The organism is Pontibacter aydingkolensis (assembly GCF_019443125.1).
Lineage (GTDB): Bacteria > Bacteroidota > Bacteroidia > Cytophagales > Hymenobacteraceae > Pontibacter > Pontibacter aydingkolensis.
Map to the genome: position 1 here is coordinate 337,811 of NZ_JAHYXK010000001.1, position 25,728 is coordinate 363,538.

General features: G+C 42.8%; 25 protein-coding genes and 4 tRNA genes. 3 read left to right on the forward strand and 26 right to left on the reverse strand.

Annotation, left to right across the window (positions count from 1 at the left end; all coding sequences use genetic code 11):
* Positions 1 to 3: 3 nt before the first annotated feature.
* From rpsC to K0O23_RS01650, 26 genes are all read right to left on the reverse strand, one after another.
* Positions 4 to 759, reverse strand: a complete 756-nt coding sequence (gene rpsC / locus K0O23_RS01525) for a 30S ribosomal protein S3 (protein ID WP_219875613.1) — start codon at positions 757 to 759, stop codon at positions 4 to 6.
* Positions 760 to 762: 3 nt separating this feature from the next.
* Positions 763 to 1,155 carry a 50S ribosomal protein L22 gene (gene rplV / locus K0O23_RS01530; protein ID WP_219875614.1) on the reverse strand — a complete coding sequence of 131 codons (393 nt, stop codon included), beginning with the start codon at positions 1,153 to 1,155 and terminating at the stop codon, positions 763 to 765.
* A 2-nt stretch (positions 1,156 to 1,157) separates the two neighbouring features.
* Positions 1,158 to 1,436, reverse strand: a complete 279-nt coding sequence (gene rpsS, locus K0O23_RS01535; protein WP_219875615.1) for a 30S ribosomal protein S19 — start codon at positions 1,434 to 1,436, stop codon at positions 1,158 to 1,160.
* A 3-nt stretch (positions 1,437 to 1,439) separates the two neighbouring features.
* Positions 1,440 to 2,264 carry a 50S ribosomal protein L2 gene (gene rplB / locus K0O23_RS01540; RefSeq protein ID WP_219875616.1) on the reverse strand — a complete coding sequence of 275 codons (825 nt, stop codon included), beginning with the start codon at positions 2,262 to 2,264 and terminating at the stop codon, positions 1,440 to 1,442.
* 10 nt (positions 2,265 to 2,274) lie between these two features.
* Positions 2,275 to 2,562, reverse strand: coding sequence for a 50S ribosomal protein L23 (gene rplW / locus K0O23_RS01545; RefSeq protein WP_219875617.1), 288 nt, complete (start codon positions 2,560 to 2,562; stop codon positions 2,275 to 2,277).
* Positions 2,563 to 2,564: 2 nt separating this feature from the next.
* Positions 2,565 to 3,191: a 50S ribosomal protein L4 gene (gene rplD, locus K0O23_RS01550; protein WP_219875618.1), complete on the reverse strand. Its 627-nt coding sequence runs from the start codon at positions 3,189 to 3,191 to the stop codon at positions 2,565 to 2,567.
* Between the two features lies 1 nt (position 3,192).
* A complete protein-coding gene (rplC, locus tag K0O23_RS01555) occupies positions 3,193 to 3,810 on the reverse strand; it encodes a 50S ribosomal protein L3 (protein WP_219875619.1) in 618 nt (205 codons plus the stop codon).
* A 178-nt stretch (positions 3,811 to 3,988) separates the two neighbouring features.
* Positions 3,989 to 4,294: a 30S ribosomal protein S10 gene (gene rpsJ / locus K0O23_RS01560; protein ID WP_007654312.1), complete on the reverse strand. Its 306-nt coding sequence runs from the start codon at positions 4,292 to 4,294 to the stop codon at positions 3,989 to 3,991.
* Positions 4,295 to 4,306: 12 nt separating this feature from the next.
* A complete protein-coding gene (gene fusA, locus K0O23_RS01565) occupies positions 4,307 to 6,409 on the reverse strand; it encodes an elongation factor G (protein WP_219875620.1) in 2,103 nt (700 codons plus the stop codon).
* Positions 6,410 to 6,411: 2 nt separating this feature from the next.
* On the reverse strand, positions 6,412 to 6,879 hold the full coding sequence (gene rpsG / locus K0O23_RS01570) for a 30S ribosomal protein S7 (protein WP_219875621.1): 468 nt from the start codon (positions 6,877 to 6,879) through the stop codon (positions 6,412 to 6,414).
* 19 nt (positions 6,880 to 6,898) lie between these two features.
* Positions 6,899 to 7,315, reverse strand: a complete 417-nt coding sequence (gene rpsL / locus K0O23_RS01575; RefSeq protein WP_219875622.1) for a 30S ribosomal protein S12 — start codon at positions 7,313 to 7,315, stop codon at positions 6,899 to 6,901.
* Between the two features lie 105 nt (positions 7,316 to 7,420).
* Complete coding sequence (locus K0O23_RS01580) at positions 7,421 to 7,738, reverse strand: DUF3467 domain-containing protein (protein ID WP_219875623.1); 318 nt, start codon at positions 7,736 to 7,738, stop codon at positions 7,421 to 7,423.
* Positions 7,739 to 7,743: 5 nt separating this feature from the next.
* Positions 7,744 to 12,060, reverse strand: coding sequence for a DNA-directed RNA polymerase subunit beta' (rpoC, locus tag K0O23_RS01585; protein ID WP_219875624.1), 4,317 nt, complete (start codon positions 12,058 to 12,060; stop codon positions 7,744 to 7,746).
* Between the two features lie 104 nt (positions 12,061 to 12,164).
* Positions 12,165 to 16,037 (reverse strand): DNA-directed RNA polymerase subunit beta, encoded by a 3,873-nt coding sequence (gene rpoB / locus K0O23_RS01590; protein ID WP_219875625.1) that lies wholly within the window; start codon positions 16,035 to 16,037, stop codon positions 12,165 to 12,167.
* A gap of 157 nt (positions 16,038 to 16,194) precedes the next feature.
* Complete coding sequence (rplL, locus tag K0O23_RS01595; protein ID WP_187066938.1) at positions 16,195 to 16,575, reverse strand: 50S ribosomal protein L7/L12; 381 nt, start codon at positions 16,573 to 16,575, stop codon at positions 16,195 to 16,197.
* 45 nt (positions 16,576 to 16,620) lie between these two features.
* Positions 16,621 to 17,145: a 50S ribosomal protein L10 gene (rplJ, locus tag K0O23_RS01600; RefSeq protein ID WP_219875626.1), complete on the reverse strand. Its 525-nt coding sequence runs from the start codon at positions 17,143 to 17,145 to the stop codon at positions 16,621 to 16,623.
* 4 nt (positions 17,146 to 17,149) lie between these two features.
* The gene (gene rplA, locus K0O23_RS01605; RefSeq protein ID WP_219875627.1) at positions 17,150 to 17,842 is read right to left on the reverse strand and encodes a 50S ribosomal protein L1; all 693 of its coding nucleotides are present in this window, start codon (positions 17,840 to 17,842) and stop codon (positions 17,150 to 17,152) included.
* 16 nt (positions 17,843 to 17,858) lie between these two features.
* Positions 17,859 to 18,302, reverse strand: coding sequence for a 50S ribosomal protein L11 (gene rplK, locus K0O23_RS01610; protein WP_187066935.1), 444 nt, complete (start codon positions 18,300 to 18,302; stop codon positions 17,859 to 17,861).
* A 10-nt stretch (positions 18,303 to 18,312) separates the two neighbouring features.
* On the reverse strand, positions 18,313 to 18,870 hold the full coding sequence (gene nusG / locus K0O23_RS01615) for a transcription termination/antitermination protein NusG (protein ID WP_219875628.1): 558 nt from the start codon (positions 18,868 to 18,870) through the stop codon (positions 18,313 to 18,315).
* A gap of 10 nt (positions 18,871 to 18,880) precedes the next feature.
* Positions 18,881 to 19,072, reverse strand: coding sequence for a preprotein translocase subunit SecE (gene secE / locus K0O23_RS01620; protein ID WP_219875629.1), 192 nt, complete (start codon positions 19,070 to 19,072; stop codon positions 18,881 to 18,883).
* A gap of 25 nt (positions 19,073 to 19,097) precedes the next feature.
* A tRNA-Trp gene (locus K0O23_RS01625) sits at positions 19,098 to 19,170 on the reverse strand.
* Positions 19,171 to 19,281: 111 nt separating this feature from the next.
* Positions 19,282 to 20,469 carry an elongation factor Tu gene (tuf, locus tag K0O23_RS01630; protein WP_219875630.1) on the reverse strand — a complete coding sequence of 396 codons (1,188 nt, stop codon included), beginning with the start codon at positions 20,467 to 20,469 and terminating at the stop codon, positions 19,282 to 19,284.
* Between the two features lie 72 nt (positions 20,470 to 20,541).
* Positions 20,542 to 20,613: transfer RNA gene (locus K0O23_RS01635), tRNA-Thr, on the reverse strand.
* 113 nt (positions 20,614 to 20,726) lie between these two features.
* Positions 20,727 to 20,799, reverse strand: a tRNA-Gly gene (locus K0O23_RS01640).
* 34 nt (positions 20,800 to 20,833) lie between these two features.
* Positions 20,834 to 20,920, reverse strand: a tRNA-Tyr gene (locus K0O23_RS01645).
* Positions 20,921 to 21,083: 163 nt separating this feature from the next.
* On the reverse strand, positions 21,084 to 23,627 hold the full coding sequence (locus K0O23_RS01650; protein WP_219875631.1) for a M1 family metallopeptidase: 2,544 nt from the start codon (positions 23,625 to 23,627) through the stop codon (positions 21,084 to 21,086).
* Positions 23,628 to 23,712: 85 nt separating this feature from the next.
* Here K0O23_RS01650 and K0O23_RS01655 point away from each other — a divergent pair, with 85 nt between their 5' ends.
* From K0O23_RS01655 to frr, 3 genes are all read left to right on the forward strand, one after another.
* A complete protein-coding gene (locus K0O23_RS01655; RefSeq protein ID WP_219875632.1) occupies positions 23,713 to 24,210 on the forward strand; it encodes a biotin/lipoyl-containing protein in 498 nt (165 codons plus the stop codon).
* A gap of 80 nt (positions 24,211 to 24,290) precedes the next feature.
* Positions 24,291 to 25,058 (forward strand): UMP kinase, encoded by a 768-nt coding sequence (pyrH, locus tag K0O23_RS01660; RefSeq protein ID WP_219875633.1) that lies wholly within the window; start codon positions 24,291 to 24,293, stop codon positions 25,056 to 25,058.
* A 67-nt stretch (positions 25,059 to 25,125) separates the two neighbouring features.
* Positions 25,126 to 25,689: a ribosome recycling factor gene (frr, locus tag K0O23_RS01665; protein WP_219875634.1), complete on the forward strand. Its 564-nt coding sequence runs from the start codon at positions 25,126 to 25,128 to the stop codon at positions 25,687 to 25,689.
* Positions 25,690 to 25,728 lie beyond the last annotated feature (39 nt).

Consider the following 25,728-nt stretch of genomic DNA (forward strand, 5'->3'; position numbering starts at 1 on the left):
CGATTATTGGCGACGCTTACGCTTTGGAGCACCATCAGGCTTCTTACGATCGCCACGGCCTCTTCTATCACCACTACCTTGTGCACCAGGTCCACCTTTGCTTTCAAGGCCTGCGTTTGGAGTAAGATCTTTCTTACCATAAACTTCACCCTTGAAGATCCACACTTTTATACCCAGTTTTCCATAAACTGTCTGTGCTTCAGAAAGTGCATAATCAATATCAGCACGTAAGGTATGAAGTGGAGTTCTTCCTTCTTTGTAGTGCTCAGTTCTAGCCATCTCAGCACCGCCTAAACGGCCTGAAACCTGAACTTTGATACCTTCAGCACCTACACGTAAAGCAGAAGCAATTGCTTGTTTCATGGCACGGCGGAAAGAGATACGAGCCTGAAGCTGCTGAGCGATTGACTCACCAACTAATTTGGCATCAAGCTCCGGACGCTTAATCTCAAAGATGTTGATTTGAACATCTTTGTTAGTAAGCTTCTTAAGCTCTTCTTTGATCTTATCTACTTCCTGTCCACCTTTACCTATAACAACGCCTGGTCTAGCTGTGTTGATCGTGATAGTGATGCGCTTAAGCGTTCTTTCAATTATTATTTTAGAAATACCGCCTTTAGGAATACGCGCTAAAATATATTTTCTGATTTTCTCATCCTCGATCAGCTTTTCAGCGAAATCTTTGCCGCCATACCAGTTAGAATCCCAACCTTTAACGATACCGAGGCGAAAACCAATTGGATTTACTTTCTGTCCCATTTCTTACTTGCTGGCTTTTTTAGATTTCTTTGATTGCTTCTCGATCTGCTCTTCAGTCATTGTGTCAATAACTAATGTCACATGGTTCGATCTTTTTCTGATTCTATAACCACGTCCTTGAGGAGCCGGACGAAGACGCTTTAACATTTTACCTTCGTTAACAAAGATTTCTTTGATATAAAGGTTTGCATCTTCAATGCGTGCATCTTCGTTAGACTGCTGCCAATTTGCTAAAGCAGACAAAAGAAGCTTCTCTAATCTTGCCGCACCTGAATTAGGTTCAAACTTAAGTAAACCTAAGGCTTTAGAAACGCTTTTACCGCGGATCAAGCCAGCTACTAATCTCATTTTACGAGGAGAAGTAGGCACATTATTTAATCTTGCTACTGCTTCCATGATTAACGCTTGCCTTTATCTTTTTTAGCAATGTGACCTCTGAAGTTCCTTGTTGGAGCAAATTCACCCAATTTATGACCTACCATGTTTTCAGTAACATAAACAGGAATGAACTTATTACCATTGTGAACTGCGAATGTATGACCTACGAATTCCGGAGAAATCATTGATCTGCGTGACCAAGTCTTGATAACTGTTTTCTTACCAGACTCGTTCATTACATCGACTTTTTTCTGGAGCCTATAGTCAATATAAGGCCCTTTTTTTAATGATCTAGCCATTTATTATTTCTTTCCTCTATTAACTATAAGTTTCTCAGAATACTTATTCTTGTTTCTTGTCTTAAGACCTTTAGCATATAAGCCTTTACGTGAGCGTGGGTGTCCACCTGAAGATTTACCTTCACCACCACCCATAGGGTGATCTACTGGGTTCATCGCTACACCACGTACTCTTGGACGCTTACCTAACCATCTGTTACGACCAGCTTTACCAAGCTTTACATTCATGTGGTCAGAGTTTGAAACAGTTCCTACAGTTGCAAAGCAATTAACCAGTACCATTCTCAACTCACCTGAAGGCAACTTAATTGTTGCATATCTTCCTTCACGTGCTACCAGCTGAGCGTATGATCCAGCGCTACGTGCTAACGTTGCTCCGTTTCCTGGCTGTAATTCAATATTGTGAATGATTGTACCTAGAGGAATTTCAGATAAAGGTAAGCAGTTGCCTACTTCCGGAGCATTACCAGATCCTGATACTATAACAGTACCTATCTGTAAGCCCGCAGGAGCTATAATGTAGCTCTTTTCTCCATCAGCGTAATACACTAAAGCAATACGTGCAGTTCTGTTCGGATCGTACTCGATCGTTTTAACAGTTGCAGGTACGCCATGCTTCGTACGTTTGAAGTCAATAACTCTGTATTTCTTCTTATGACCGCCACCAATGTAGCGCATGGTCATCTTTCCAGAGTTGTTTCGTCCACCAGATTTTTTGATAGGTGCCAACAAAGATTTTTCCGGAGTAGACGTCGTGATCTCATCGAACGCAGGCGCTACTCTAAATCTTTGACCTGGTGTTGTTGGTCTTAACTTTTTTAAAGCCATTTCTACTTAATTATATACCGCTATAAAAGTCTATAACTTCACCTTCTTTCACGGTGATGATTGCTTTTTTGATCAATGAAGTACGACCTGAAACAGCACCGGATTTAGTGTACTTGGTTTTTACTTTACCAAGTGATCTCATAGTAGCTACACTCGCTACTGTAACACCATACATCTTCTCCACTGCCTTTTTGATCTCTACTTTATTGGCTTTTTTGTCAACCTCGAAAGCATATTTACCAACCTCATTCATGGCAGCATACTTCTCAGTAATTAATGGTCTTTTTAGAACGTTCATAATTATGCGCTAAAGAGGTTTTCTAATACATTTACTGATCCTTCTACCAGTATTAATCTATCTGTATTTAATAGATCGTATGTGTTTAAATCAGCAGCTGTTGCGACTTTCACTTTTTGAATGTTTCTGCTTGATAATACCACGTTCTGATTTACAGATGGAGTAACTAATAGAGTTTTACCAGTCGTTTTCAGGTTATCAAGAATTGAAAGCATTTCTTTAGTCTTTGGAGTCTCTAAATCGAAAGCTTCCACTAAAGCTACTTTGTTATCTCTTGCTAGTAATGATAGAGCTGATAGACGAGCTACTTCTTTAAGCTTCTTGTTCAACTTAAAGCTATAGTTTCTTGGCTTAGGACCGAACACACGACCACCACCAATAAACACAGGAGATTTTAAGCTGCCGGCACGAGCACCGCCGGTACCTTTTTGCTTTTTAATCTTTTTTGTAGATCCTGCTACTTCATTACGTTCTTTTGACTTGTGCGTACCCTGTCTTTGATTAGCCAGGTACTGCTTAACGTCAAGATACATTGCATGCTCATTTGGCTCTAGACCAAATATAGCATCAGAAAGGTTAACCTTTCTGCCTGTATCTTCACCTTTGATATTTAATACAGAAAGCTCCATTTTACTTCTCAATTAACACATAAGAATTTTTGGCACCTGGTACTGAGCCACTAACAACTAGCAGGTTTTTGTCTGCGATAACACGAATAACTGTTAAGTTTTGGATCTTAACTCTATTACCACCCATTCTACCTGCCATGCGCATACCTTTGAATACTCTTGAAGGCCATGAGCAGGCACCAATTGAACCAGGGTGTCTTGCCCTGTTATGCTGACCGTGTGTTTGTCCACCCACACCAGCAAAGTTGTGACGCTTTACAACACCCTGGAATCCTTTTCCTTTTGATGTGCCAACTACGTCAACAAATTCTCCTTCTACAAAAAGGTTTGCATCTACTGTGTCTCCAAGGCTAAAGGATGTTCCTTCAACATCAAACTCAGCTACTTTTTTCTTTGCAGTTGTGTTTGCGTTCTTGTAATGTCCAGCTTCCGCTTTTGTTACTCTTTTAAGCTTTTTCTCGCCATAGCCAAGCTGTACAGCTTCATAGCCATCAGTTTCGACTGTCTTCACCTGAGTAACTACACACGGACCAGCTTGAATAAGCGTAACTGGTGTGTATTTACCATCTGATGTGAAGAGGCTTGTCATTCCGATTTTTTTACCGATAATTCCAGGCATTCAACTTATTTTTAAAGATGGATACAATAATTCTTCCCCTCAGTTTGGCTAAGGGAGTGCAAAGTTAATAAATTTTCCAATTCTTTAACAACCCTTTTCTAAATTATTTACTATCAGTGCATAAAAATAAAAAGGAGAGCCATAAGACTCTCCTTTTTATTTTTATAATTTGAGATTATCAAACTTTGATCTCAACGTCAACTCCACTAGGAAGCTCAAGTTTCATTAGTGCATCTACTGTTTTAGAGCTAGTTGAGTATATATCTACCAGTCTTTTGTATGTGCACAGTTGAAACTGCTCACGTGATTTTTTGTTTACGTGTGGTGAACGTAGAACAGTAAATTTATCCTTCTCTGTTGGAAGTGGAATTGGTCCGCTTACGATAGCACCTGTAGCTTTTACAGCTTTAACTATTTTCTCAGATGACTTATCAACTAAGTTATGGTCGTAAGACTTAAGTTTTATTCTTATTTTCTGATTCATTTCTTTACTAAATTATTTAGCTGCTGTTCCTTTTACTTTAGCAACGATGGCATCTGCCAAGTTAGACGGTACTTGCTCATAATGAGAGAAAGTAAGAGAGGCAGTTGCTCTACCTGAAGTAATAGTACGTAAATCTGTTACGTATCCAAACAGTTCAGATAATGGAACATCAGCTTTTACTACAGTTGCAGTACCTTTTGTATCCATACCTTTCATGATACCTCTTCTTCTGTTCAAGTCACCTGTTACAGGACCTGTGTACTCATCAGGAGTAACAACGTCTACTGCCATAATTGGCTCAAGAAGTTTTGGAGCACACTGCTTACCTGCTTCTTTGAAACCCTGACGTGCTGCTAATTCAAATGATAATGAATCAGAGTCAACATCGTGGAATGAACCGTGGAACAGACGAACTTTCATTGAATCAATTGGGAAGCCTGCGAGTATACCATTCTTCATTGCCTCTTCGAAGCCTTTCTGAACAGCAGGTATAAATTCTTTAGGAATTACACCACCTACAATTGCGTTCTCAAACTCAAGACCTTGCTTACCATCTTCGCGTGGACCCATTGTAAATACGATATCCGCGAACTTACCACGACCACCGGACTGCTTCTTGAACACTTCTCTGTGCTCAACAGTTTTAGTGATTGTTTCTTTATAAGCTACTTGAGGAGCACCCTGGTTCAGTTCAACTTTGAATTCACGCTTCATACGATCGATGATGATCTCAAGGTGAAGCTCACCCATGCCACGTAGAATTGTCTGTCCTGTTTCCTCGTCTGTATTTACCTGAAGGGTTGGATCTTCTTCGATAAGTTTAGCGATCGCCATACCCATCTTATCAGAATCTGCTTGAGATCTTGGCTCAATTGCGTATCCAATTACTGGCTCAGGGAACTCCATTGACTCAAGAACAATCTTTGCACTCTGATCGCAAAGTGTATCGCCTGTTTTAATATCTTTGAAACCAACAACTGCACCAATATCACCAGCACCTAATCTTTCGATCTGGTTCTGCTTATTTGCGTGCATCTGAAAAATACGAGAGATACGCTCTTTGTTATTTGATCGTGTGTTAAACACGTAAGAACCTGATTCTAATACACCTGAATAAGCTCGCACAAAGCAAAGACGTCCTACATAAGGGTCAGTTGCAATTTTGAAAGCTAGACCAGCAAATGGCTCGGTTTCGCTCGGCTTGCGTGATATTTCTGCTCCTGTATCAGGGTTTGTTCCTGTAATGCTTTCCTTATCCATCGGTGATGGGCAAAGAGCCATTACATAATCAAGCATTGTCTGAACACCTTTGTTCTTGAATGAAGAACCACAAAGCATTGGAACAATTGCCATGTCGATAGTTGCAGCACGAAGAGCAGCAAGAATCTCATCTTCTGTAATTGATGCCGGATCGTCGAAGTATTTCTCCATCAAACGTTCATCGTAATCAGCTACAGCTTCCAGAAGTTTTTCTCTATATTCTTCTGCTTCTTCAAGCATATCGTCAGGAATTGGAACTTCCGTAAAGGTCATACCTTTATCTTCTTCATTCCACTCAATTCCTCTAAAGTTAACCAGGTCAACTACGCCTCTGAAGTTATCCTCTGCACCAATAGGTAACTGAAGTGCTACGGCATTGCTACCAAGCATTTCCTTAACCTGCTTGCATACTGCCAAGAAGTCAGCTCCTGAACGGTCCATTTTATTAACGAATCCAATACGGGCAACTTTGTAATTGTCAGCCAGGCGCCAGTTTGTTTCTGACTGTGGTTCTACACCGTCTACTGCACTGAAAAGGAATACCAGACCATCCAATACACGTAATGAACGGTTTACCTCTACTGTAAAGTCAACGTGACCTGGAGTATCGATAATGTTTATATGGTATTGATCTCCTCTGTAGTTCCAGTTTACTGTAGTGGCTGCAGATGTAATTGTGATTCCACGCTCCTGCTCCTGCTCCATCCAGTCCATTGTTGCTGCACCATCGTGCACTTCACCAATTTTGTGGCTTACACCAGCATAATATAGAATACGTTCAGTCGTAGTGGTCTTGCCAGCATCAATGTGTGCTGCAATACCAATATTTCTTGTGTATCTTAAGTCTCTTGCCATTACTAGAATCTAAAGTGTGAGAACGCTTTGTTTGCTTCGGCCATTCTGTGCGTGTCGTCTTTTTTCTTAACGGCAGCACCTTCGCCTTTAGCTGCTGCGATTATTTCGCCAGCCAATCTGTCCTTCATTGTTTTCTCGCCTCTTTTGCGAGAGTAAGAAATCATCCATTTGATTCCTAGAGATACTCTGCGGTCCGGACGAACCTCAGTCGGCACTTGAAATGTAGCACCACCTACCCTGCGGCTTTTAACTTCGACACTTGGCATGATATTGTTCAATGCCTTCTTCCAAGTTTCTAGACCGTTTTCTTTTGTTCTTTGCTCTACTAGTTCTACAGCGTCGTAGAAGATACCGTAAGCAACACTTTTCTTGCCGTCAACCATCATGTAGTTAACGAAACGTGTTACTAACGTCTCTTTATACTTTGGATCAGGGAGGAGAATTCTACTTTTAGGCTTTGCTTTTCTCATTGTATTAAAACTCTATGAATTACTTTTTCTTTCCACCTTTACCTGCAGCAGCTGGAGCCTGACCTGGTTTTGGTCTCTTAGCACCATATTTAGAACGTGATTGTAGACGTCCGCTTACACCTGCAGTATCCAAAGCGCCACGCACGATGTGGTAACGTACACCTGGAAGGTCTTTAACTCTACCGCCTCTTATTAGCACAATTGAGTGCTCCTGAAGGTTGTGGCCTTCACCTGGGATATAGGCGTTTACTTCTTTGCCGTTTGTAAGCCTTACCCTAGCTACTTTACGCATAGCTGAGTTAGGCTTTTTAGGCGTAGTCGTATATACTCTTGTACATACACCACGGCGCTGTGGGCATGAATCTAGGGCTGGAGACTTCGACTTCGAAGTTAATTTCTCTCTTCCCTTTCTTACTAATTGCTGTATAGTAGGCATTTATAATTTATTAATTATAGATTTTTTCCACTCTAAAATTTGGTCTGCAAAGGTAGGAAATTCACTTTGCAAATTCAAAATATTAATGCATTAATTATTAGCATCTTAGGCTTCACCTACCGTTCCTCCGAAGTTCATCGGGAAAGAAGGTGCCTCCTGAGATTGCTTTATATCACCAAAGCTTGCTTCAAATTTGTTGATATTATCCGCCAGAGCAGCCAAAAGTCGTTTGGCGTGCTCTGGGGTAATAACAATTCTCGATTTAACTTTTGCCTTTGGCAAGCCTGGCATCAATCTTATAAAGTCAATTACAAATTCACTGCTTGAGTGAGCTATCATTGCGAGGTTTGCATACTCTCCCTCAGCAACTTCTTCAGACAGCTCAATGTTTATTTGATTGTGCTTTTGCAGATCTTCAGCCATTTTTATTATCTGTTTTGTAATTCCTGTTGTTTGGTCCTAGATGATGTTTTCTTTGACTCTACAAGCGAATCATACTCCTCCTGATTACCTACAATCATTTTCTGGTACTCTCTTAGTCCGGTACCGGCAGGTATCAAGTGTCCTACAATTACGTTTTCTTTCAAGCCTAACAGTTCATCCGCTTTACCTTTGATGGCAGCCTCACTTAGTACTTTAGTTGTCTCCTGGAACGACGCAGCTGAAATAAAGCTTTGCGTACCAAGTGACGCCTGTGTAATACCTTGTAGTGTTGGTCTTGAAACAGCTGGTGATGCATCTCTTACTGTTACTAGTTTAAGGTCACGACGCTTCAGGCTAGAGTTTTCATCACGAAGCCTTCTAGCTGTTACAATTTGACCAGGTTTCATGCTTGTAGAATCTCCAGCCTCTTCAACAACTTTCATGTCGATGATTCTGTCGTTCTCTTCCATGAAGTTGATCTTGTCAACCACCTGATGCTCCAGGAAGCTTGTATCACCTGCATCAACAACAACTACTTTCTGCATCATCTGGCGAACTACAACCTCAATGTGCTTATCGTTGATCTTCACACCCTGCAGACGGTATACTTCCTGAATCTCATTTACCAGGTACTCTTGTACAGCACCAGGCCCCTGTATGTTCAGGATATCTGTTGGAGTGATAGCACCATCTGATAATGGCATACCTGCACGTACAAAGTCATTGTCCTGTACAAGGATGTGCTTAGAAAGCGGAACCATGTATTTCTTCTTCACCCCATCCTTCGACTCGATGAAAATTTCACGGTTACCACGTTTCACACTACCGTAAGTAACAACACCGTCGATCTCCGATACAACAGCCGGGTTAGATGGATTACGTGCCTCAAATAATTCCGTAACTCGTGGAAGACCACCTGTAATGTCGCGGGTTTTACCAATTGCACGAGGGATTTTAACAAGAATTTGACCTGCTTTGATCTTCTCACCATTCTCCACTGTCAAGTGTGCTCCTACTGGAATGTTATAACCTTTTGGTTCGCCATTCTTCGGATTAACAAGTATAGCTGGGTTTTGGGTCTTATCTTTTGTATCGATAATTACCTTCTCACGGTATCCTGTCTGCTCATCCGATTCTTCACGGTATGTTACACCTTCGATTATCGATTCATAACTAATCTCACCATCGAATTCTGAAAGGATGACTGCATTATATGGATCCCAATTACAGATTTTCTCACCCTTTTCAACAATCTGTCCTTCGTTGACACTCAGGAATGAACCATAAGGCACGTGGTTTGATATAAATAGCTTACCTGTATTAGGGTCTACTACTTTTACCTCGCCTGAGCGGCCCATAACTACTTTAACTGGTTCGCCTTCGTTGTTAACCGTATCGATCGTACGTACATCTTCAAACTCGATTCTACCCCCAAACTTGGCAAGTATTGTAGCCTCTACTGCAATGTTAGATGCAGTACCACCTACGTGGAATGTACGAAGTGTAAGCTGAGTACCTGGTTCACCGATAGACTGAGCAGCAATTACACCAACAGCCTCGCCTTTCTGCACCATGAATCCTGTTGCCAGGTTTCTACCATAGCATTTTGCACAGATACCACGCTTAGACTCACAAGTAAGTACTGAGCGAATTTCTACTGCCTCTATAGCTGTGTTCTCGATTGCACGTGCAACTTCCTCGGTTACTTCAGATCCTGACTCAACAATCAGGTCATTTGTGATTGGGTCATAGATATCGTGAACTGTTACACGACCAAGTATACGCTCAGATAGAGATTCCACAATATCCTCATTGTCTTTCAGTGCACTTACTTCCAGACCTCTTAGGGTTCCGCAATCTTCCTCGTTTACAATCACATCTTGAGACACGTCTACCAGACGGCGGGTCAGGTAACCAGCATCGGCAGTTTTAAGAGCCGTATCGGCAAGACCTTTACGAGCACCGTGTGTAGAGATGAAGTACTCGATTACATCCAGACCTTCTTTAAAGTTAGAAAGGATTGGGTTCTCAATAATCTCACCAACTGAGCCTTGCAATGATTTCTGAGGCTTCGCCATCAGACCACGCATACCACCTAACTGACGAATCTGCTCTCTCGAACCACGGGCACCTGAGTGCATCATCATGAAGATCGAGTTAAAGCCCTGATCATCATTCTCCAGACGACGCATCAACGTTTCAGTAATCTGGTTGTTGATACGAGTCCAGATGTCAATAACCTGGTTGTAACGCTCATTGTCTGTGATCAGACCCATTGAGTAGTTCTGCCATACAGCATCTACTTCTTTTTTGGCCTGCTCAACAAGTATATCTTTCTCAGCAGGAATGTTAATATCGCCAAGCCCCATTGACAGACCACCTTTGTAGGCCGACTGGAATCCTAGCGTCTTAATATCATCAAGGAAGTGTGCTGTACGAGCCATACCTGTCTCCTTAAACACTCTTGAGATGATCTGCTGAAGTTTTTTCTTTGTTAGAAGTTCGTCAACAAAACCTACTTCTTCTGGCACAAACTGGTTGAATAGAACACGTCCGGCAACTGTTTCAATAAGCTTTAGCTCCAGTTCACCATTCTCATTCTTAACATTAGTTCTTACCTTAATGTAAGCCTGCTTAGAAAGACGGCCTTCGTTTATAGCAATAATAACTTCCTCGGCAGAGTAGAAACTCATACCTTCTCCAGCTATTTTCTCATTTTCTGTGCTGCGCTTTCCTTTTGATACATAGTATAAACCAAGTACCATGTCCTGAGAAGGTACTGCGATTGGAGCACCGTTAGCTGGGTTAAGGATGTTGTGCGAAGCAAGCATTAACATAGAGGCTTCCAGAACAGCTGCAGGTCCAAGTGGAACGTGCACCGCCATCTGGTCACCGTCAAAGTCAGCGTTGAATGCCGTACACACTAGTGGGTGCAACTGAATCGCCTTACCTTCGATCAGTTTTGGCTGGAATGCCTGAATACCTAGTCTGTGTAGCGTAGGAGCACGGTTAAGGAGTACCGGGTGGCCTTTCAGCACATTCTCCAGAATATCCCAAACTACAGGGTCCTTACGATCTACTATTTTCTTCGCAGACTTTACTGTCTTAACGATGCCTCTTTCGATCAGCTTGCGGATGATGAACGGCTTGAAAAGTTCGGCTGCCATGTTCTTAGGCAGACCGCACTCGTGCAGCTTCAGTTCAGGACCAACCACAATTACCGAACGGCCAGAGTAGTCTACACGCTTACCAAGTAAGTTCTGACGGAAACGTCCCTGCTTACCTTTCAGCATGTCTGAAAGTGATTTCAGCGCACGGTTACCTTCTGCACGAACAGCGTTCACTTTACGTGAGTTGTCGAACAGAGAGTCTACCGCTTCCTGTAGCATACGCTTCTCGTTACGTAGGATTACTTCAGGAGCTTTGATCTCGATCAGACGCTTCAGACGGTTGTTACGGATAATAACGCGTCTGTAAAGGTCGTTCAAGTCAGAAGTTGCGAAACGTCCACCATCCAACGGAACTAGTGGGCGAAGCTCTGGTGGAATAACCGGCACCATGCGGATGATCATCCACTCAGGTCTGTTTTCAATTCTGGTTGCAGCATCACGGAATGCCTCTACTACACGTAGACGTTTTAACGCTTCAGCTTTACGCTGCTGCGAAGTCTCGTGTGCAGCAGCATGACGAAGCTCGTATGACAGATCATCAAGGTTCGTACGCTCCAGCAGCATTTGCAATGCCTCTGCACCCATTTTCGCGATGAACTTGTTTGGATCATTGTTATCCAAAATCTGGTTCTCGCGTGGGAGCTTGTCAATCATATCCAGGTACTCATCTTCTGTCAGGAAGTCCAATGTGTTCACATTGTCTTCTGCAAGTATACCTGGCTGAATAACTACATATCTTTCGTAATAGATAATCTGATCAAGCTTTTTAGTTGGTAAGCCTAACAGATATCCGATTTTGTTTGGCAGAGACTTAAAGTACCAGATATGCGCTACAGGAACAACGAGCTCGATATGGCCCATACGCTCACGACGCACTTTTTTCTCAGTAACCTCTACACCGCAACGGTCGCAGATGATACCTTTATATCTGATTCTTTTATACTTTCCGCAGTGGCATTCCCAGTCCTTTACAGGTCCGAATATTCTTTCGCAGAATAATCCGCCCATCTCAGGCTTATAGGTTCTATAGTTGATTGTCTCAGGCTTTGTTACTTCTCCGTTAGAACGCTCCAGAATCGACTCTGGAGAAGCTAAGCTTATCGTTACTTTGGAAAAGTCCTGAGTTAGCTTTTTATTTTTTGCAAATGCCATAGTATTATAATAATGTCGATACAATGAATATGCCTTACAGCTACATCTTATAAAGTAAACTAAGCGCCTTGGCTATATGCCTTGGCGCTTAGTTTTATACTTTACTATTCTAATGTGATCTCCAGAGCCAAACCTCTTAACTCGTGAATCAATACGTTGAATGATTCAGGGATATTTGGTTTTGGCAAGACATCACCTTTAACGATTGCCTCGTATGCTTTCGCACGGCCAATAACGTCATCAGATTTAACTGTAAGTATTTCCTGCAGTACGTTTGATGCACCGAATGCTTCAAGCGCCCACACCTCCATCTCACCGAAACGCTGACCACCAAACTGAGCTTTTCCACCCAATGGCTGCTGTGTAATCAGAGAGTATGGACCAATAGAACGTGCGTGCATCTTATCGTCAACCAAGTGACCAAGCTTAAGCATGTAGATCACACCTACTGTAACCGGCTGATCAAAGCGATCACCGCTTAATCCATCGTACAGGTATGTTCGTCCAAACTTAGGCAATCCGGCTTCCGCTAACTCGGCAGATACCTGCTCTTCTGTAGCTCCGTCAAAAATTGGAGAAGCATATGTTCTTCCTAATTTCAGTCCTGCCCATCCAAGTACAGTTTCGTATATCTGACCGATGTTCATCCTTGAAGGTACACCCAGCGGGTTCAGTACGATGTCCATCGGTGTTCCGTCCTCAAGGAACGGCATATCCTCGTCACGAACGATTCTGGCAACTATACCTTTGTTACCGTGACGACCAGCCATCTTATCACCTACTTTAAGCTTACGCTTCTTAGCGATGTATACTTTAGCCAATTGTACGATACCAGCTGGTAATTCATCACCTACTTCTAATGTGAAACGTTCACGCTTGAAGTGAGCCGATACGATATTTCTGCGCTTGTTATAATTCTTAACAAGTTCAACCAGCATACCATTTGCTTTTTCATCGATTGTCCAGTTCTCCAGGATCAGATCCTTGAACATGTTCACTTCTTCAGGAACCGCATAGTTACTTTCGTCCTTATATGGGTTCTTCTCCGGGAACAATGCCTCGATGATGTTCTTTCTTGAGAATTTAACTCCTTTAGAAAGTATCTCATCACCAAACTTATGCCTGATGCCTTGTGAAGTTTTGCCTTCCAGCAAAGCAACCAGTTTATCAACCATCACATTTTTGATAGCTGTTAACTCTTTGCCATACTTTACTTTTAGCTCTTCAACCTCTTTCTTAGACTTGGCACGTAGGTTTTTGTCTTTCTTAGGTCTTGAGAAAAGTTTGGTATCAATAACAACACCGTTAAGTGATGGAGGCGCTTTAAGCGATGCATCTTTCACGTCACCGGCTTTATCACCGAAGATCGCACGTAGAAGTTTTTCTTCCGGAGTTGGATCTGTCTCACCTTTAGGTGTGATTTTACCTATCAGGATGTCTCCTTCTTTTACTTCTGCACCCAAACGGATAATACCGTTCTCATCAAGGTTACGAACTGCTTCTTCGCTAACGTTCGGGATTTCAGAAGTTAATTCTTCCTCACCACGCTTCGTCTCACGTACTTCCAGCTCAAACTCCTCAATGTGAATTGATGTGAAGATATCATCGCGAACAACTTTCTCAGAAATTACGATAGCATCCTCGAAGTTGTAACCTTGCCATGGCATGAAGGCTACCTGCATGTTACGTCCGATAGCCAATTCACCATTATTGGTAGCGTAACCTTCGCAAAGTGGCTGACCTTTTGTAACGCGCTCGCCTGTTTTTACAAGTGGCGTAAGGTTGATACATGTATCCTGGTTCGTTCTTCTGAATTTTACCAGATTGTATGTAACATATTCAGCGTCGAAGGAAACGAGTTTCTCATCATCTGACAGATCATACTTTACTACGATCTTAGTAGCATCAACAAAGTCGATCATGCCATCGCCTTCAGCGATCACAAGTGCTCTTGAGTCAATAGCCGCTCTTCCTTCTAAACCAGTACCTACAATAGGTGCCTGTGGCTTCAGAAGTGGCACAGCCTGGCGCTGCATGTTTGAACCCATCAGGGCACGGTTAGCGTCATCATGCTCCAGGAATGGAATAAGTGATGCAGCAACCGATACGATCTGGTTCGGAGCAATGTCCATGTAAGAGTAAGTAGACGGCTCTTCAACCGGGAAGTCACCTTCAAACCTACCTTTTACTCTATCGTTGATGAAGTTACCGTTCTCATCAATCACAGCATTTGCCTGTGCAATGTGGTGGGTATCTTCTTCTTCAGCTGTTAAGTATTCTACCTCGCCGGTCACATTAACTTTACCACCCTCTACTTTTCTGTATGGAGTTTCGATAAAGCCCATGTGATTTACACGTGCATGCACACATAGCGAAGAGATAAGACCGATATTTGGTCCCTCTGGTGTTTCAATAGTACAAAGGCGACCGTAGTGCGTGTAGTGAACGTCACGTACCTCGAAACCAGCACGCTCTCTTGATAAACCACCTGGTCCTAGAGCAGACACACGACGTTTGTGCGTTACTTCTGCCAGAGGGTTGGTCTGGTCCATGAACTGAGAAAGCTGGTTTGTTCCGAAGAACGAGTTAATCACTGAAGACAATGTACGCGCGTTGATAAGATCAACAGGCTTAAAATCTTCATTGTCGCGAACGTTCATACGCTCTTTAATGGTACGAGCCATACGGGCAAGGCCCACACCAAATTGTGCATACAACTGCTCGCCTACGGTTCTAACACGACGGTTGCTCAAGTGGTCAATATCATCCACTACAGCCTTTGAGTTGATCAGACCTATAAGGTACTTCACGATCAACACAATGTCCTCGTTTGTCAGTACTTTTGCTTCCCAGTTAGTGTCAAGACCTAGTTTCTTGTTGATCCTATAACGGCCAACTTCGCCAAGGTCATAACGCTTATCTGAGAAGAACAGCTTTTGAATAATATCACGAGCTGTTTCTACGTCTGGAGCCTCTGTGTTACGCAATTGACGGTAGATCTGCTCAACTGCTTCCTGCTCAGAGTTAGAATTGTCTTTCTGTAATGTATTGTAGATAATAGCGTAATCTGCAATGTTCACATTCTCACGGTGCAGAATTACAGACTTCACACCTGAATCTACGATTATGCTGATATCTTCCGTTGTAATTTCTGAATCACGCTCCAGAAGAACTTCATTACGGTCTATAGATACAACCTCACCAGTATCTTCATCCACGAAATCCTCTGTCCATGTTCTTAGAACACGTGCAGCAAGTTTTCTTCCGGCTACATCTTTCAGAGCTGCTTTTGTTGCAGGTATCTCTTCTGATAAGCCAAATAGATCTAATATATCTTTATCTGTGCCATAACCAATGGCACGAAGAAGAGTAGTAACTGGAAATTTCTTTTTGCGGTCGATGTAAGCATACATTACGTTATTCACGTCTGTCGCAAACTCAACCCAAGAACCTTTAAAAGGAATAATTCTGGCAGAGTAAAGCTTAGTACCGTTTGTATGCTTGCTTTGTGCAAAGAACACGCCTGGTGATCTGTGCAACTGAGAAACAATAACACGCTCGGCACCATTGATGACAAAAGAACCTTTCTCTGTCATGTATGGAATGTTTCCTAGGAAAACCTCTTGCTCAATTGTCTCAAAGTCCTCATTGTCCTCATCATTACAGATAAGACGAAGTTTAGCTTTAAGAGGAACTGAATAAGTAAGACCTCTATCGATGCTTTCATCAACAGAATACTTCGGGGGATCGATATGGTAGTCGATGAACTCCAGTACGAAGTTTTCTCGGGAATCTGAGATAGGAAAGTTCTCGGCAAACACCTTGAACAAGCCTTCCTGAGCTCTATTTTCAGCCGGAGTCTCCAACTGGAAAAAGTCCTGGAATGACTGTACCTGAACATCCAAGAAGTCAGGATAGTCAATTACCTGCTTTATAGAGGCAAAATTGATTCGATCTGTCGTTTTATTCTTAGCCAAAGCCTTGAAGTTTTACGTTTACAATCAGTTAAAGGCACATAGATAACAAAACAGCTATGTGCCAAAAAGGATTCAAATTTTGAATCCATATACAAACAGGAAAAGACCTGACGAACTTGCCAGGTCTACCTGTTTTCGGTATGTTGATGAAATGAGATTATTTAACCTCTACTTCAGCACCAGCTTCTTCTAAAGATTTCTTTAGTGAATCTGCTTCGTCTTTAGCAACACCTTCTTTAAGTGATTTTGGAGCGCCATCAACTAGTTCCTTAGCCTCTTTCAGACCAAGACCAGTAAGCTCTTTTACAAGCTTAACTACTGCTAGTTTCTGAGCACCAGCTGACTTAAGGATTACGTCAAAAGAAGTTTTTTCTTCTGCAGCGGCTCCTCCTTCAGCAGCACCACCACCAGCTACCATTACTGGAGCAGCAGCAGCAGGCTCGATGCCATACTCATCCTTAAGAATAGTAGCTAGTTCGTTAACCTCTTTTACAGTTAAGTTTACTAACTGCTCAGCGAATGCTTTCAAATCTGCCATTTTTTATTGAAATTAAAAGTTACTTATTGATTACGTTTTTAGAATTTATTCTTTTTCAGATAATGTTTTTAAGATACCAGCTAACTTGCCACCGCTGCTCTGAAGTGCAGATACCACGTTCTTCGCAGGAGACTGAAGTAAGCCAATAACCTCACCGATAAGCTCTTCTTTAGATTTGATCTTAGTCAGTGTCTCTAACTGGTCATCTCCAATATACAAGCCGGCATCGATGTACGCGCCTTTCAGAAGTGGAAGTGCATTGCCCTTCTTTCTGAAATCTTGAATTAATTTTGCAGGGGCATTGCCTGTTTCAGTACCGAACAGGATACCAGAAGCGCCTTTCAAAACATCTTCAAGTGCTGTTGTATCAGCCTCCAGAGTATCCAGAGCCTTTTTGATTAGTTTATTTTTATAAACTTTGTACTCGATACCTCTTTCGAATGCTAGTCTCCTGAATGCGTTGATACGAGCAACTGACATAGTTGAAGCATCAGTAATATAGAAGTAGTTTGTGTTCGCTAACTTCTCGCTCAGGTCCTTTACAATTATTTCTTTTTCTTCCCTGGTCATGTTCTTAGATAGTTGCGTTCTTGTCAACGATTACGGCCGGGCTCATTGTGCTTGACAATGTAATGCTCTTGATGTAAGTACCCTTTGCAGAAGACGGCTTCAAACGGTTTAGCGTCTGAACAACTTCCGCAGCGTTAGCAGCAAGCTGCTCAGCAGAGAAAGATACTTTACCTACGCTAGTGTGAATGATACCAAATTTGTCAACTTTAAAGTCGATCTTACCGGCTTTTACTTCTTTTACTGCTTTCGCTACATCCATTGTAACAGTGCCTGACTTCGGATTAGGCATTAGGTTACGAGGACCTAAGATTCTACCCAAACGGCCTACTTTAGCCATAACAGCAGGCATAGTGATGATAACATCGATATCAGTCCATCCTTTTTCGATTTTCTGAATATAGTCATCAAGACCTACGTAGTCTGCTCCGGCATCTTTTGCTTCCTGCTCTTTGTCAGGAGTAACCAATGCAAGAACTTTAACGTCTTTACCTGTTCCGTGCGGCAAAGTAACGATGCCACGAACCATCTGGTCAGCCTTACGAGGGTCTACACCGAGACGAACGTCGATATCAACAGAAGCATCAAACTTAGTAAAAGTAATTTCTTTTACTACTGAAGCGGCATCTGTTAAAGAATATTCTTTTGTCAAGTCAGCTTTTTCTAAAGCTGCTTTTCTATTTTTTGAAATCTTAGCCATTATCCTTTAACTGTAATTATTCGTTCCAAGGAGCTTTACCAGACACTGTGATTCCCATGCTTCTTGCTGTACCAGCTACCATTTTCATGGCAGACTCCAGTTTGAAAGCATTTAAATCCGGCATCTTAGTTTCTGCTATCTCTTTAACCTGATCCCAAGTAACTGAACCTACTTTGTTACGGTTTGGCTCTTTAGAACCACCCTTAATTTTAGCAGCATCCATTAACAATACTGGAGCAGGTGGAGTTTTAACCACGAAGTCGAAGGACTTATCTGCATAGATTGTAATCAATACTGGTAACACCTGACCAGGCTTATCCTGGGTTCTAGCATTGAACTGCTTACAGAACTCCATGATATTAAGACCTTTAGAACCAAGTGCAGGTCCAACCGGTGGCGATGGATTCGCGGCACCTCCCTTTATCTGAAGCTTCAGATAACCTTTTATTTCCTTTGCCATTATTTATTTACTACGATTCTTTTTCTACTTGCATGTAGTTTAGCTCAACCGGTGTATTTCTTCCGAAAATCTTCACCATAACATTAAGCTTCTTACGCTCTTCAAATACTTCCTCTACTGTTCCTGAGAAACCACTGAACGGACCGTCCATTACTTTTACAGTCTCTCCAACAATAAATGGCGTATCTAGTACTTCTGCCTGTTCCTCTGCTTCATCAACAGTTCCTAAGATTCTGTTAACTTCTGATTGGCGCAATGGAACCGGCTTTTTACTGGCATCTTTCTCGTTAGAACCAAGGAAGCCAATTACACCAGGAGTACTGATGATAATATGCTCTGCCTCTCCATGTGAAAGATCTGCGTTAATCAACACATACCCAGGAAAGAAATTGCGCTCTCTGATTCTCTTCTTACCTCCACGCATTTCATACACCTTTTCTGCAGGTATAAGCACTTGTGGAACATATTCTCCCAAGTTTTGTCTTAAGATTTCGTTCTCAAGGTAAGCCTTAGCTTTTTTCTCTTGCCCGCTTACTGCGCGCACTACATACCATTTTAATTCAGCCATCTTGATCTAATTAAAACTGGTTGTAGAACCACGTCAGGCCAGAATCAAAAACGAAATCCATGGCACCAACTATCAAAGCAAAAATAAGCGAACCAATAAGTACTAATATAGAGCTATTCTGCAATTCAGAATATGAAGGCCACGAAACTTTCTGCTTCATTTCCTCAACTGTCTCGTTTATGTAGTTTGTAACTTTGCTCATTGCTTCGCTTCTTATTTTTTAATTGCACGGGTGGAGAGACTCGAACTCCCAGCCAATGGTTTTGGAGACCACTACTCTACCAATTGAGCTACACCCGTAAAAAAATGCACGCCATTTTTATCAAATGGAGTGCAAATTTATACAAATCTTTTATGAAAACAAACCCGTTCCTAAAAAACTTTAAGAACGGGTCTGTAACATATCAATAATTAGTCAAGGATTTCAGTTACCTGACCAGCACCTACTGTTCTACCACCCTCACGGATAGCGAAACGTAGACCTTTCTCCATTGCTACAGCGTTGATAAGTTTCACTTCGATAGTGATGTTATCACCTGGCATTACCATCTCTACTCCTTCTGGAAGGATGATCTCGCCAGTTACGTCTGTAGTTCTGAAGTAGAACTGTGGACGGTACTTGTTGAAGAATGGAGTGTGACGTCCACCTTCTTCTTTTGACAGAACGTAAACCTCAGCTTTGAAGTGTGTGTGAGGCTTAACTGAACCTGGCTTACAGATAACCATACCACGACGGATATCAGTTTTCTCAATACCACGTAGCAATAGACCTACGTTGTCACCAGCTTCACCTCTGTCAAGAATTTTACGGAACATCTCAACACCAGTAACTGTAGACTTTAAGTTCTCAGCACCCATACCTAAGATGTCAACCTGCTCACCAGAGTTGATTACACCACGCTCGATACGGCCTGTAGCAACAGTACCACGACCAGTGATTGAGAACACGTCCTCAACTGGCATCAAGAATGGAAGATCAGTTAAACGAGCTGGGATTGGAATAAAGCTATCAACAGCCTCCATTAGCTCTTCGATAGTTTTCACCCACTTCTCGTCGCCGTTCAAGCCACCAAGAGCAGAACCCTGGATTACTGGAATATTGTCGCCATCGAAGTCATAGAAAGAAAGAAGCTCACGGATTTCCATCTCAACAAGCTCAAGAAGCTCTGGATCGTCAACCATGTCAACTTTGTTCATGAAAACTACTAGCTGAGGAACACCTACCTGACGGGCAAGAAGGATGTGCTCACGAGTTTGTGGCATTGGACCATCAGTTGCAGCAACTACAAGGATAGCGCCGTCCATCTGAGCAGCACCAGTAACCATGTTCTTCACGTAGTCAGCGTGACCTGGGCAGTCAACGTGTGCATAGTGACGGTTTTCTGTAGCGTACTCAACGTGTGATGTATTGATAGTAATACCTCTTTCTTTTTCTTCAGGAGCGTTGTCGATTGAAGAGAAGTCACGAAGTGCAGCAAGACCTTTTTTAGCTAGTACAGTTGTAATAGCAGCAGTCAAAGTAGTTTTGCCGTGGTCAACGTGACCAATAGTACCGATATTTACGTGCGGTTTGGAACGGTCAAATGTTTCTTTAGCCATTGTATGATATTAAATTAAGGTTAAAACGTTTAAGTTTATGTCGCGCTTTTTAATTACACGTAACGGACTTAGAGCCAACGATGGGAATTGAACCCACGACCCCTTCCTTACCAAGGAAGTACTCTACCCCTGAGCTACGTCGGCTTTTTCCCATTAAAGAACTTCAGTTTGCACCTATAGTAAAAAGGAAATCCATATACATGAAATTCCTGACAAACTTACTACAAATGCAAATACAGCTCCCTCAATTCTGAGAGAGCGGGAGACGAGATTCGAACTCGCGGCCTATAGCTTGGAAGGCTATCGCTCTACCAACTGAGCTACTCCCGCTTAATTACTAAAAGCCTTACCGGCATAAATCTAATGGTGGGGAGAGCAGGATTCGAACCTGCGAAGTCATTACAACAACGGAGTTACAGTCCGTCCCATTTGGCCGCTCTGGAATCTCCCCGATAGTTAATTTTGCAATAAATATGCAGAACTTACTCCCTCAAACTTTTCGCTTCAGAAGCGTTCTTCGTTCTAAGGAGATGCAAAATTAACCGCTTTTTCTTTCCTGTCAAATATTCTTGAAAAAAAAGTTCACTTTTTTCTATTGTCTTCACTCCTGCTGCTTAGTTATACATTTCGAGCAGTCGCTTATCTTTCTCATTCTCTTTTATTTCCGTCAGAATTTGCTGCACCTCCGGCTTATCCGACATCACCATTAAAGTTTGATAAGCAGCTCCCCTTATGTAATAAATATTATGGTTTTGCGCCAGATCCTTAAGCAAAGCAATAGTTTCAGGAGTATTTGTTTGCGGATTTGATGCCAGGTATGCTCCGAAACTCTGCAGCAGGTAATAGAGCGTCCCTCCTTTGCCTTGCTTTACCTGCCGCACAAACCAATCATTCTTTTCCGGACCGCCTTGCACAGCATAGAATGTTGATAGCGCTAATACAACCTCTTCTCCCTTTTCATTATCAAACTGCGCCAGCTTTGCCATGGTGTCTGGTGCTCTTGTTCCCGCGTAACCAAGTATTCCGGCTGCTGCCACTGTGTAGGAGCTATCTGTCATGGCATCCAGGTAAAGTTGTTTATACTTCTCTCCATCCCAGTTGGCCAACGCAAGTATGGCATCTGCCCTAACTGCTCTCTTTTTATCCTGCTTTGCCATTTTAAGTATACTTTCCTTTACAGCACCTGCCTTATCAGACTCCAGCCTGCTTAATGTATTGATCGCAGTGCTCCTTATTACCCAGTAATCATCTTTTAAAGCAGATTGCAATACTTTTATTACTTCAGGATCTGTAAGTTCCTCTTGCAGCTTAACCATTGTTTCCAGCTTAGGGGCAAGCATTTTGGCATTGTTAAACTGATACAACAACTCTTGTTTTGACTTTTCATGGTCGATGGTAGCCAAAAGCTGTTGCTCTGCATCAAAAATTACTAGCTGTGGCTGACCAACGACCGGTAATGTAAAGCTTTGATCTGCTTTTTCTATTACAATTGGATAATCGGCGCGTTTACCATTTGCCCATACTGCAATCTTTAGCGGCAAACGGTATACAGGCATATAGGTGGTGTCCTGCTGTTGCTGCACGCGCAGGTTCAGCTGCCCGTTCTGGAAAGTATGGCTTACCTTTAGTTCCGGATGCCCCGGCTTCATGAACCATTGGTCAAAGAACCACATCAGGTCCTGGCCGGTTATATCTTCAAAGGCCATGCGCAGTTCTGCCACCTCTACCGCTGTATGCTTGTGCTTTGTAAGATAATGGTTGAGTGAGGCCCACCACGCGTCGTCGCCTACTAGTTTGCGCAGCATGTGCAGCACACGACCTCCTTTTGCATAGGAGTGGCTGTCGAACATATCTTCTCTGTCGCCATACTGGTATCGTATGAGTGGCTCACGTTTTGTCTCCGACTCATTCAGGTATTGGCCCAACTCATCTAATTGCAGGTATGCAGCTTCGTCGGCCCCATACTTGTGCTCTGCCCACAGTAATTCGGAGTAGTTCGCAAAAGCTTCGTTCAGCGGCAGGTTAGCCCACGACTCTGTAGTTACATAATCGCCGAACCATTGGTGAAAAAGCTCATGGGCTATAATGCCATCCCAGCTTTTGTCCAGCAGTTCACGTTCGTTCATCTGAAGGTCTTCCATAAAGGTAGACGCTGAGGTATTCTCCATCGCTCCGGAAACAAAATCACGCACTACCACCTGCGAATACTTTGCCCAAGGATAATCCACACCTAACTTCTTGGAGAAGAACTCCATCATCTCTGGCGTGTTTCCGAATACCTTTTTGGCTGTTCCCTTATAAGCAGGCTCCACATAGTAGTTCACCTCCTTGTTTCGCCACTTATCTTTAACAACCGCATATTCGCCTATGGCCATCATAGTTAAGTATGGCGCGTGTGGCAGCTCTTGTTTCCAATAGTCGGTTTTAGTACCATCGGCATTCTGGCGCGAGTACATAAAAGTCCCGTTTGAAAGCGTGGTATACTTTGGATCTATCGTGATATAGATTTCCTGCGTCATGCGCTCATTTGGCGTATCAAAAGTAGGAAACCAGGCGGAGTTGGCTTCTGTTTCGCCCTGCGTCCAGATCTGTTTCGGTTTATCCGGGTCTTTGCCTAGTGGATTGATAAAGTATAAACCTTTGTCCTGAAGTATGGCATCACTGCCTTTTGCTTTCAGTTCATTTGGCTTGGCCGTATAATCTATCTCTATGGTATACTCTTCGGTTCGGGTGTAGGTCTTGTTCAGGTCGATAGTGAGTTTTTCGCCATCGTATTCAAACTTTAACGGGGTACCGTTATACCCTTTCATCAAGTTAACGCCATGTATGTCCATCCCTTTTGCATCCAGCGTAAGTTTATCCTGCGGGTAAAAGTATGGCTTTAGCGTAAGTTCGGCGATACCGTTAAGGTGCTGCTTCTCCCAGTTAAAGCTTACCCGAAGTTTAGTATGCAATAAGTCGTGCTCCAATGTTCGGGATGGGTTGAAACCATGCTTTTTGGGGGCCCAGACCGGTACACTATCTGTTGCAGCAGTTGTGGTTTTTACTGTTGATACTTTCGAAGTTGACCTGTCTACTGCAGCTTTGTTTGTACTGCAGCTTGTTGTAAAAGCCATAGCAGCCGTCAAGCCAACTACACTTAAAAACCTATGATTCATGATGGATTGTTTTAATTTTGGAGTCAAGTTCTAAAAATACTGTGAGAAATCAATTATCTTTAAGCTCTAAAACCACATACACGCGATGCTCCAGATAAAAACCGCTAACGACAAAACATGGCAGGTTGATATTCAAAAAGACTCCATACTTTTAAACGGAACACCATTTAACTGGGACATCCAGCCAATTGGCCCTCAAACGTACCACATCATCAAGGATAATAAATCCTATACTGCTGAGTTGGTAGAGGCTGATTATCAGGCCAAGACTTTCACTTTCAAGATAAATGGCATTAAGCAAACTGTAAGCGCTAAAGACCGTTTCGACCTGTTGCTTGACAAACTGGGCATGAGTGATGCCAACGCCAGCAAAGTGAACGACGTAAAGGCACCGATGCCAGGACTTATACTTGACATTAAGGTACAGCAGGGCCAGGAAGTTAAAAAGGGAGACCCTATACTGATACTGGAGGCCATGAAGATGGAAAACATCCTGAAATCGCCAGGCGACGGCACTGTGAAAGAGATCAAAGTACAGGTTCGCCAGAACGTAGAAAAAAATCAGGTATTGATTTTATTTTAACTTTTTTGTGTTGCCAGTTGGGCAGCACCCGTCTGCCCTCTGAAACTATAGACCAAACTAATAACAAAATAGTATAGATCGTGAAGTATAAGAGAATATTACTGAAGCTTAGCGGCGAGGCGCTGATGGGAGAACAGCAGTACGGAATCGACTCCAACAGGTTGATACAGTATGCTCAGGAGATTAAAGAAGTGGCAGCGCTGGGCGTTGAGGTAGCAGTAGTTATCGGCGGTGGCAACATCTTTAGAGGTGTGCAGGCCGAGCAGGTTGGTCTGGACCGCGTGCAAGGCGACTATATGGGTATGCTGGCCACAGTTATCAACAGCATGGCTTTGCAAAGTGCTCTTGAGAAACTTGGCGTTTATACCCGCCTGCTGTCCGGCCTTAATATACAGCAGGTATGCGAGCCTTACATTCGCCGCCGTGCCGTACGCCACCTGGAAAAAGGCCGTGTAGTAATTTTTGGTGCCGGCACCGGTAATCCATACTTTACCACAGACTCAGCGGCATCTCTTAGAGCCATCGAAATTGAGGCGGATGTTGTACTGAAAGGCACACGCGTAGATGGGATTTACTCAGCTGACCCTGAAAAGAACCCGGACGCAATCTTCTACAGAAACATCTCGTTTAAGGATGTGTTTGAAAAAGGCCTGAACGTGATGGACATGACCGCCTTTACTCTTTGCAAGGAAAATGGCTTGTCGATTATCGTATTTGACATGAACACACAGGGCAACCTGAAACGACTGGTGCAGGGCGAAGAGATTGGCACGCTTGTATCGATGGACGACATAGCCGAAGGTTTACAGGAAACTGTTGACCAGCTGCAGGCAAAACAAAACAAATAAAATTTAATATTTTTGCAGCGTAACCATACGTATAGTTTCAACAGAACTTTTTTAAGCGATAATTGATATGACGGAAGAAATTCAGTTTTACCTCAGCGAAGCAGAGGAGTCTATGGAAAAAGCGGTACAGCATACCGGCTCAGAACTTACTAAAATTCGCGCGGGCAAAGCCTCTCCTGCCATGGTAGAAGGTTTGCGTGTTGATTATTACGGCAATCCTACTCCAATTTCTCAGGTAGCTAACATTGCAGCGCCTGATGCCCGTACTTTGCTTATCAAGCCTTGGGAGAAAAACATGCTGGGCGAGATCAACAAAGCCATCAAAAACAGCGACCTGAATCTAAACCCGCAGCAAGAAGCTGACGCTGTCCGTCTTAATATTCCAGCCCTAACAGAGGAGCGTCGCCGCGAGTTGGTAAAGCAGGTTAAGAACGAAACTGAAAACGGTAAGATTAGCATCCGCAATGTGCGCAAAGATGTAAATGACTCTTTAAGAAAGCTACAGAAAGAAGGTACTTCCGAAGATGCTGTGCGTGACGCAGAAGCTAAAGTTCAGAAAATGACAGATGCTTACATCGTGAAAATTGATGAACTGCTGGCTAAGAAAGAAGCCGAGATCATGACGATCTAATTCTTTTTGACAAAAGATAAATAGGACGAAGGACAAAAG

Excerpts from the sequence above, each read along its gene's own strand:
- rpsC (WP_219875613.1), bottom strand. The coding sequence starts at position 759 with ATGGGACAGAAAGTAAATCCAATTGGTTTTCGCCTCGGTATCGTTAAA.
- rplV (WP_219875614.1), bottom strand. The coding sequence starts at position 1,155 with ATGGAAGCAGTAGCAAGATTAAATAATGTGCCTACTTCTCCTCGTAAA.
- rpsS (WP_219875615.1), bottom strand. The coding sequence starts at position 1,436 with ATGGCTAGATCATTAAAAAAAGGGCCTTATATTGACTATAGGCTCCAG.
- rplB (WP_219875616.1), bottom strand. The coding sequence starts at position 2,264 with ATGGCTTTAAAAAAGTTAAGACCAACAACACCAGGTCAAAGATTTAGA.
- rplW (WP_219875617.1), bottom strand. The coding sequence starts at position 2,562 with ATGAACGTTCTAAAAAGACCATTAATTACTGAGAAGTATGCTGCCATG.
- rplD (WP_219875618.1), bottom strand. The coding sequence starts at position 3,191 with ATGGAGCTTTCTGTATTAAATATCAAAGGTGAAGATACAGGCAGAAAG.
- rplC (WP_219875619.1), bottom strand. The coding sequence starts at position 3,810 with ATGCCTGGAATTATCGGTAAAAAAATCGGAATGACAAGCCTCTTCACA.
- rpsJ (WP_007654312.1), bottom strand. The coding sequence starts at position 4,294 with ATGAATCAGAAAATAAGAATAAAACTTAAGTCTTACGACCATAACTTA.
- fusA (WP_219875620.1), bottom strand. The coding sequence starts at position 6,409 with ATGGCAAGAGACTTAAGATACACAAGAAATATTGGTATTGCAGCACAC.
- rpsG (WP_219875621.1), bottom strand. The coding sequence starts at position 6,879 with ATGAGAAAAGCAAAGCCTAAAAGTAGAATTCTCCTCCCTGATCCAAAG.
- rpsL (WP_219875622.1), bottom strand. The coding sequence starts at position 7,315 with ATGCCTACTATACAGCAATTAGTAAGAAAGGGAAGAGAGAAATTAACT.
- K0O23_RS01580 (WP_219875623.1), bottom strand. The coding sequence starts at position 7,738 with ATGGCTGAAGATCTGCAAAAGCACAATCAAATAAACATTGAGCTGTCT.
- rpoC (WP_219875624.1), bottom strand. The coding sequence starts at position 12,060 with ATGGCATTTGCAAAAAATAAAAAGCTAACTCAGGACTTTTCCAAAGTA.
- rplL (WP_187066938.1), bottom strand. The coding sequence starts at position 16,575 with ATGGCAGATTTGAAAGCATTCGCTGAGCAGTTAGTAAACTTAACTGTA.
- rplJ (WP_219875626.1), bottom strand. The coding sequence starts at position 17,145 with ATGACCAGGGAAGAAAAAGAAATAATTGTAAAGGACCTGAGCGAGAAG.
- rplA (WP_219875627.1), bottom strand. The coding sequence starts at position 17,842 with ATGGCTAAGATTTCAAAAAATAGAAAAGCAGCTTTAGAAAAAGCTGAC.
- rplK (WP_187066935.1), bottom strand. The coding sequence starts at position 18,302 with ATGGCAAAGGAAATAAAAGGTTATCTGAAGCTTCAGATAAAGGGAGGT.
- nusG (WP_219875628.1), bottom strand. The coding sequence starts at position 18,870 with ATGGCTGAATTAAAATGGTATGTAGTGCGCGCAGTAAGCGGGCAAGAG.
- secE (WP_219875629.1), bottom strand. The coding sequence starts at position 19,072 with ATGAGCAAAGTTACAAACTACATAAACGAGACAGTTGAGGAAATGAAG.
- tuf (WP_219875630.1), bottom strand. The coding sequence starts at position 20,469 with ATGGCTAAAGAAACATTTGACCGTTCCAAACCGCACGTAAATATCGGT.
- K0O23_RS01650 (WP_219875631.1), bottom strand. The coding sequence starts at position 23,627 with ATGAATCATAGGTTTTTAAGTGTAGTTGGCTTGACGGCTGCTATGGCT.
- K0O23_RS01655 (WP_219875632.1), top strand. The coding sequence starts at position 23,713 with ATGCTCCAGATAAAAACCGCTAACGACAAAACATGGCAGGTTGATATT.
- frr (WP_219875634.1), top strand. The coding sequence starts at position 25,126 with ATGACGGAAGAAATTCAGTTTTACCTCAGCGAAGCAGAGGAGTCTATG.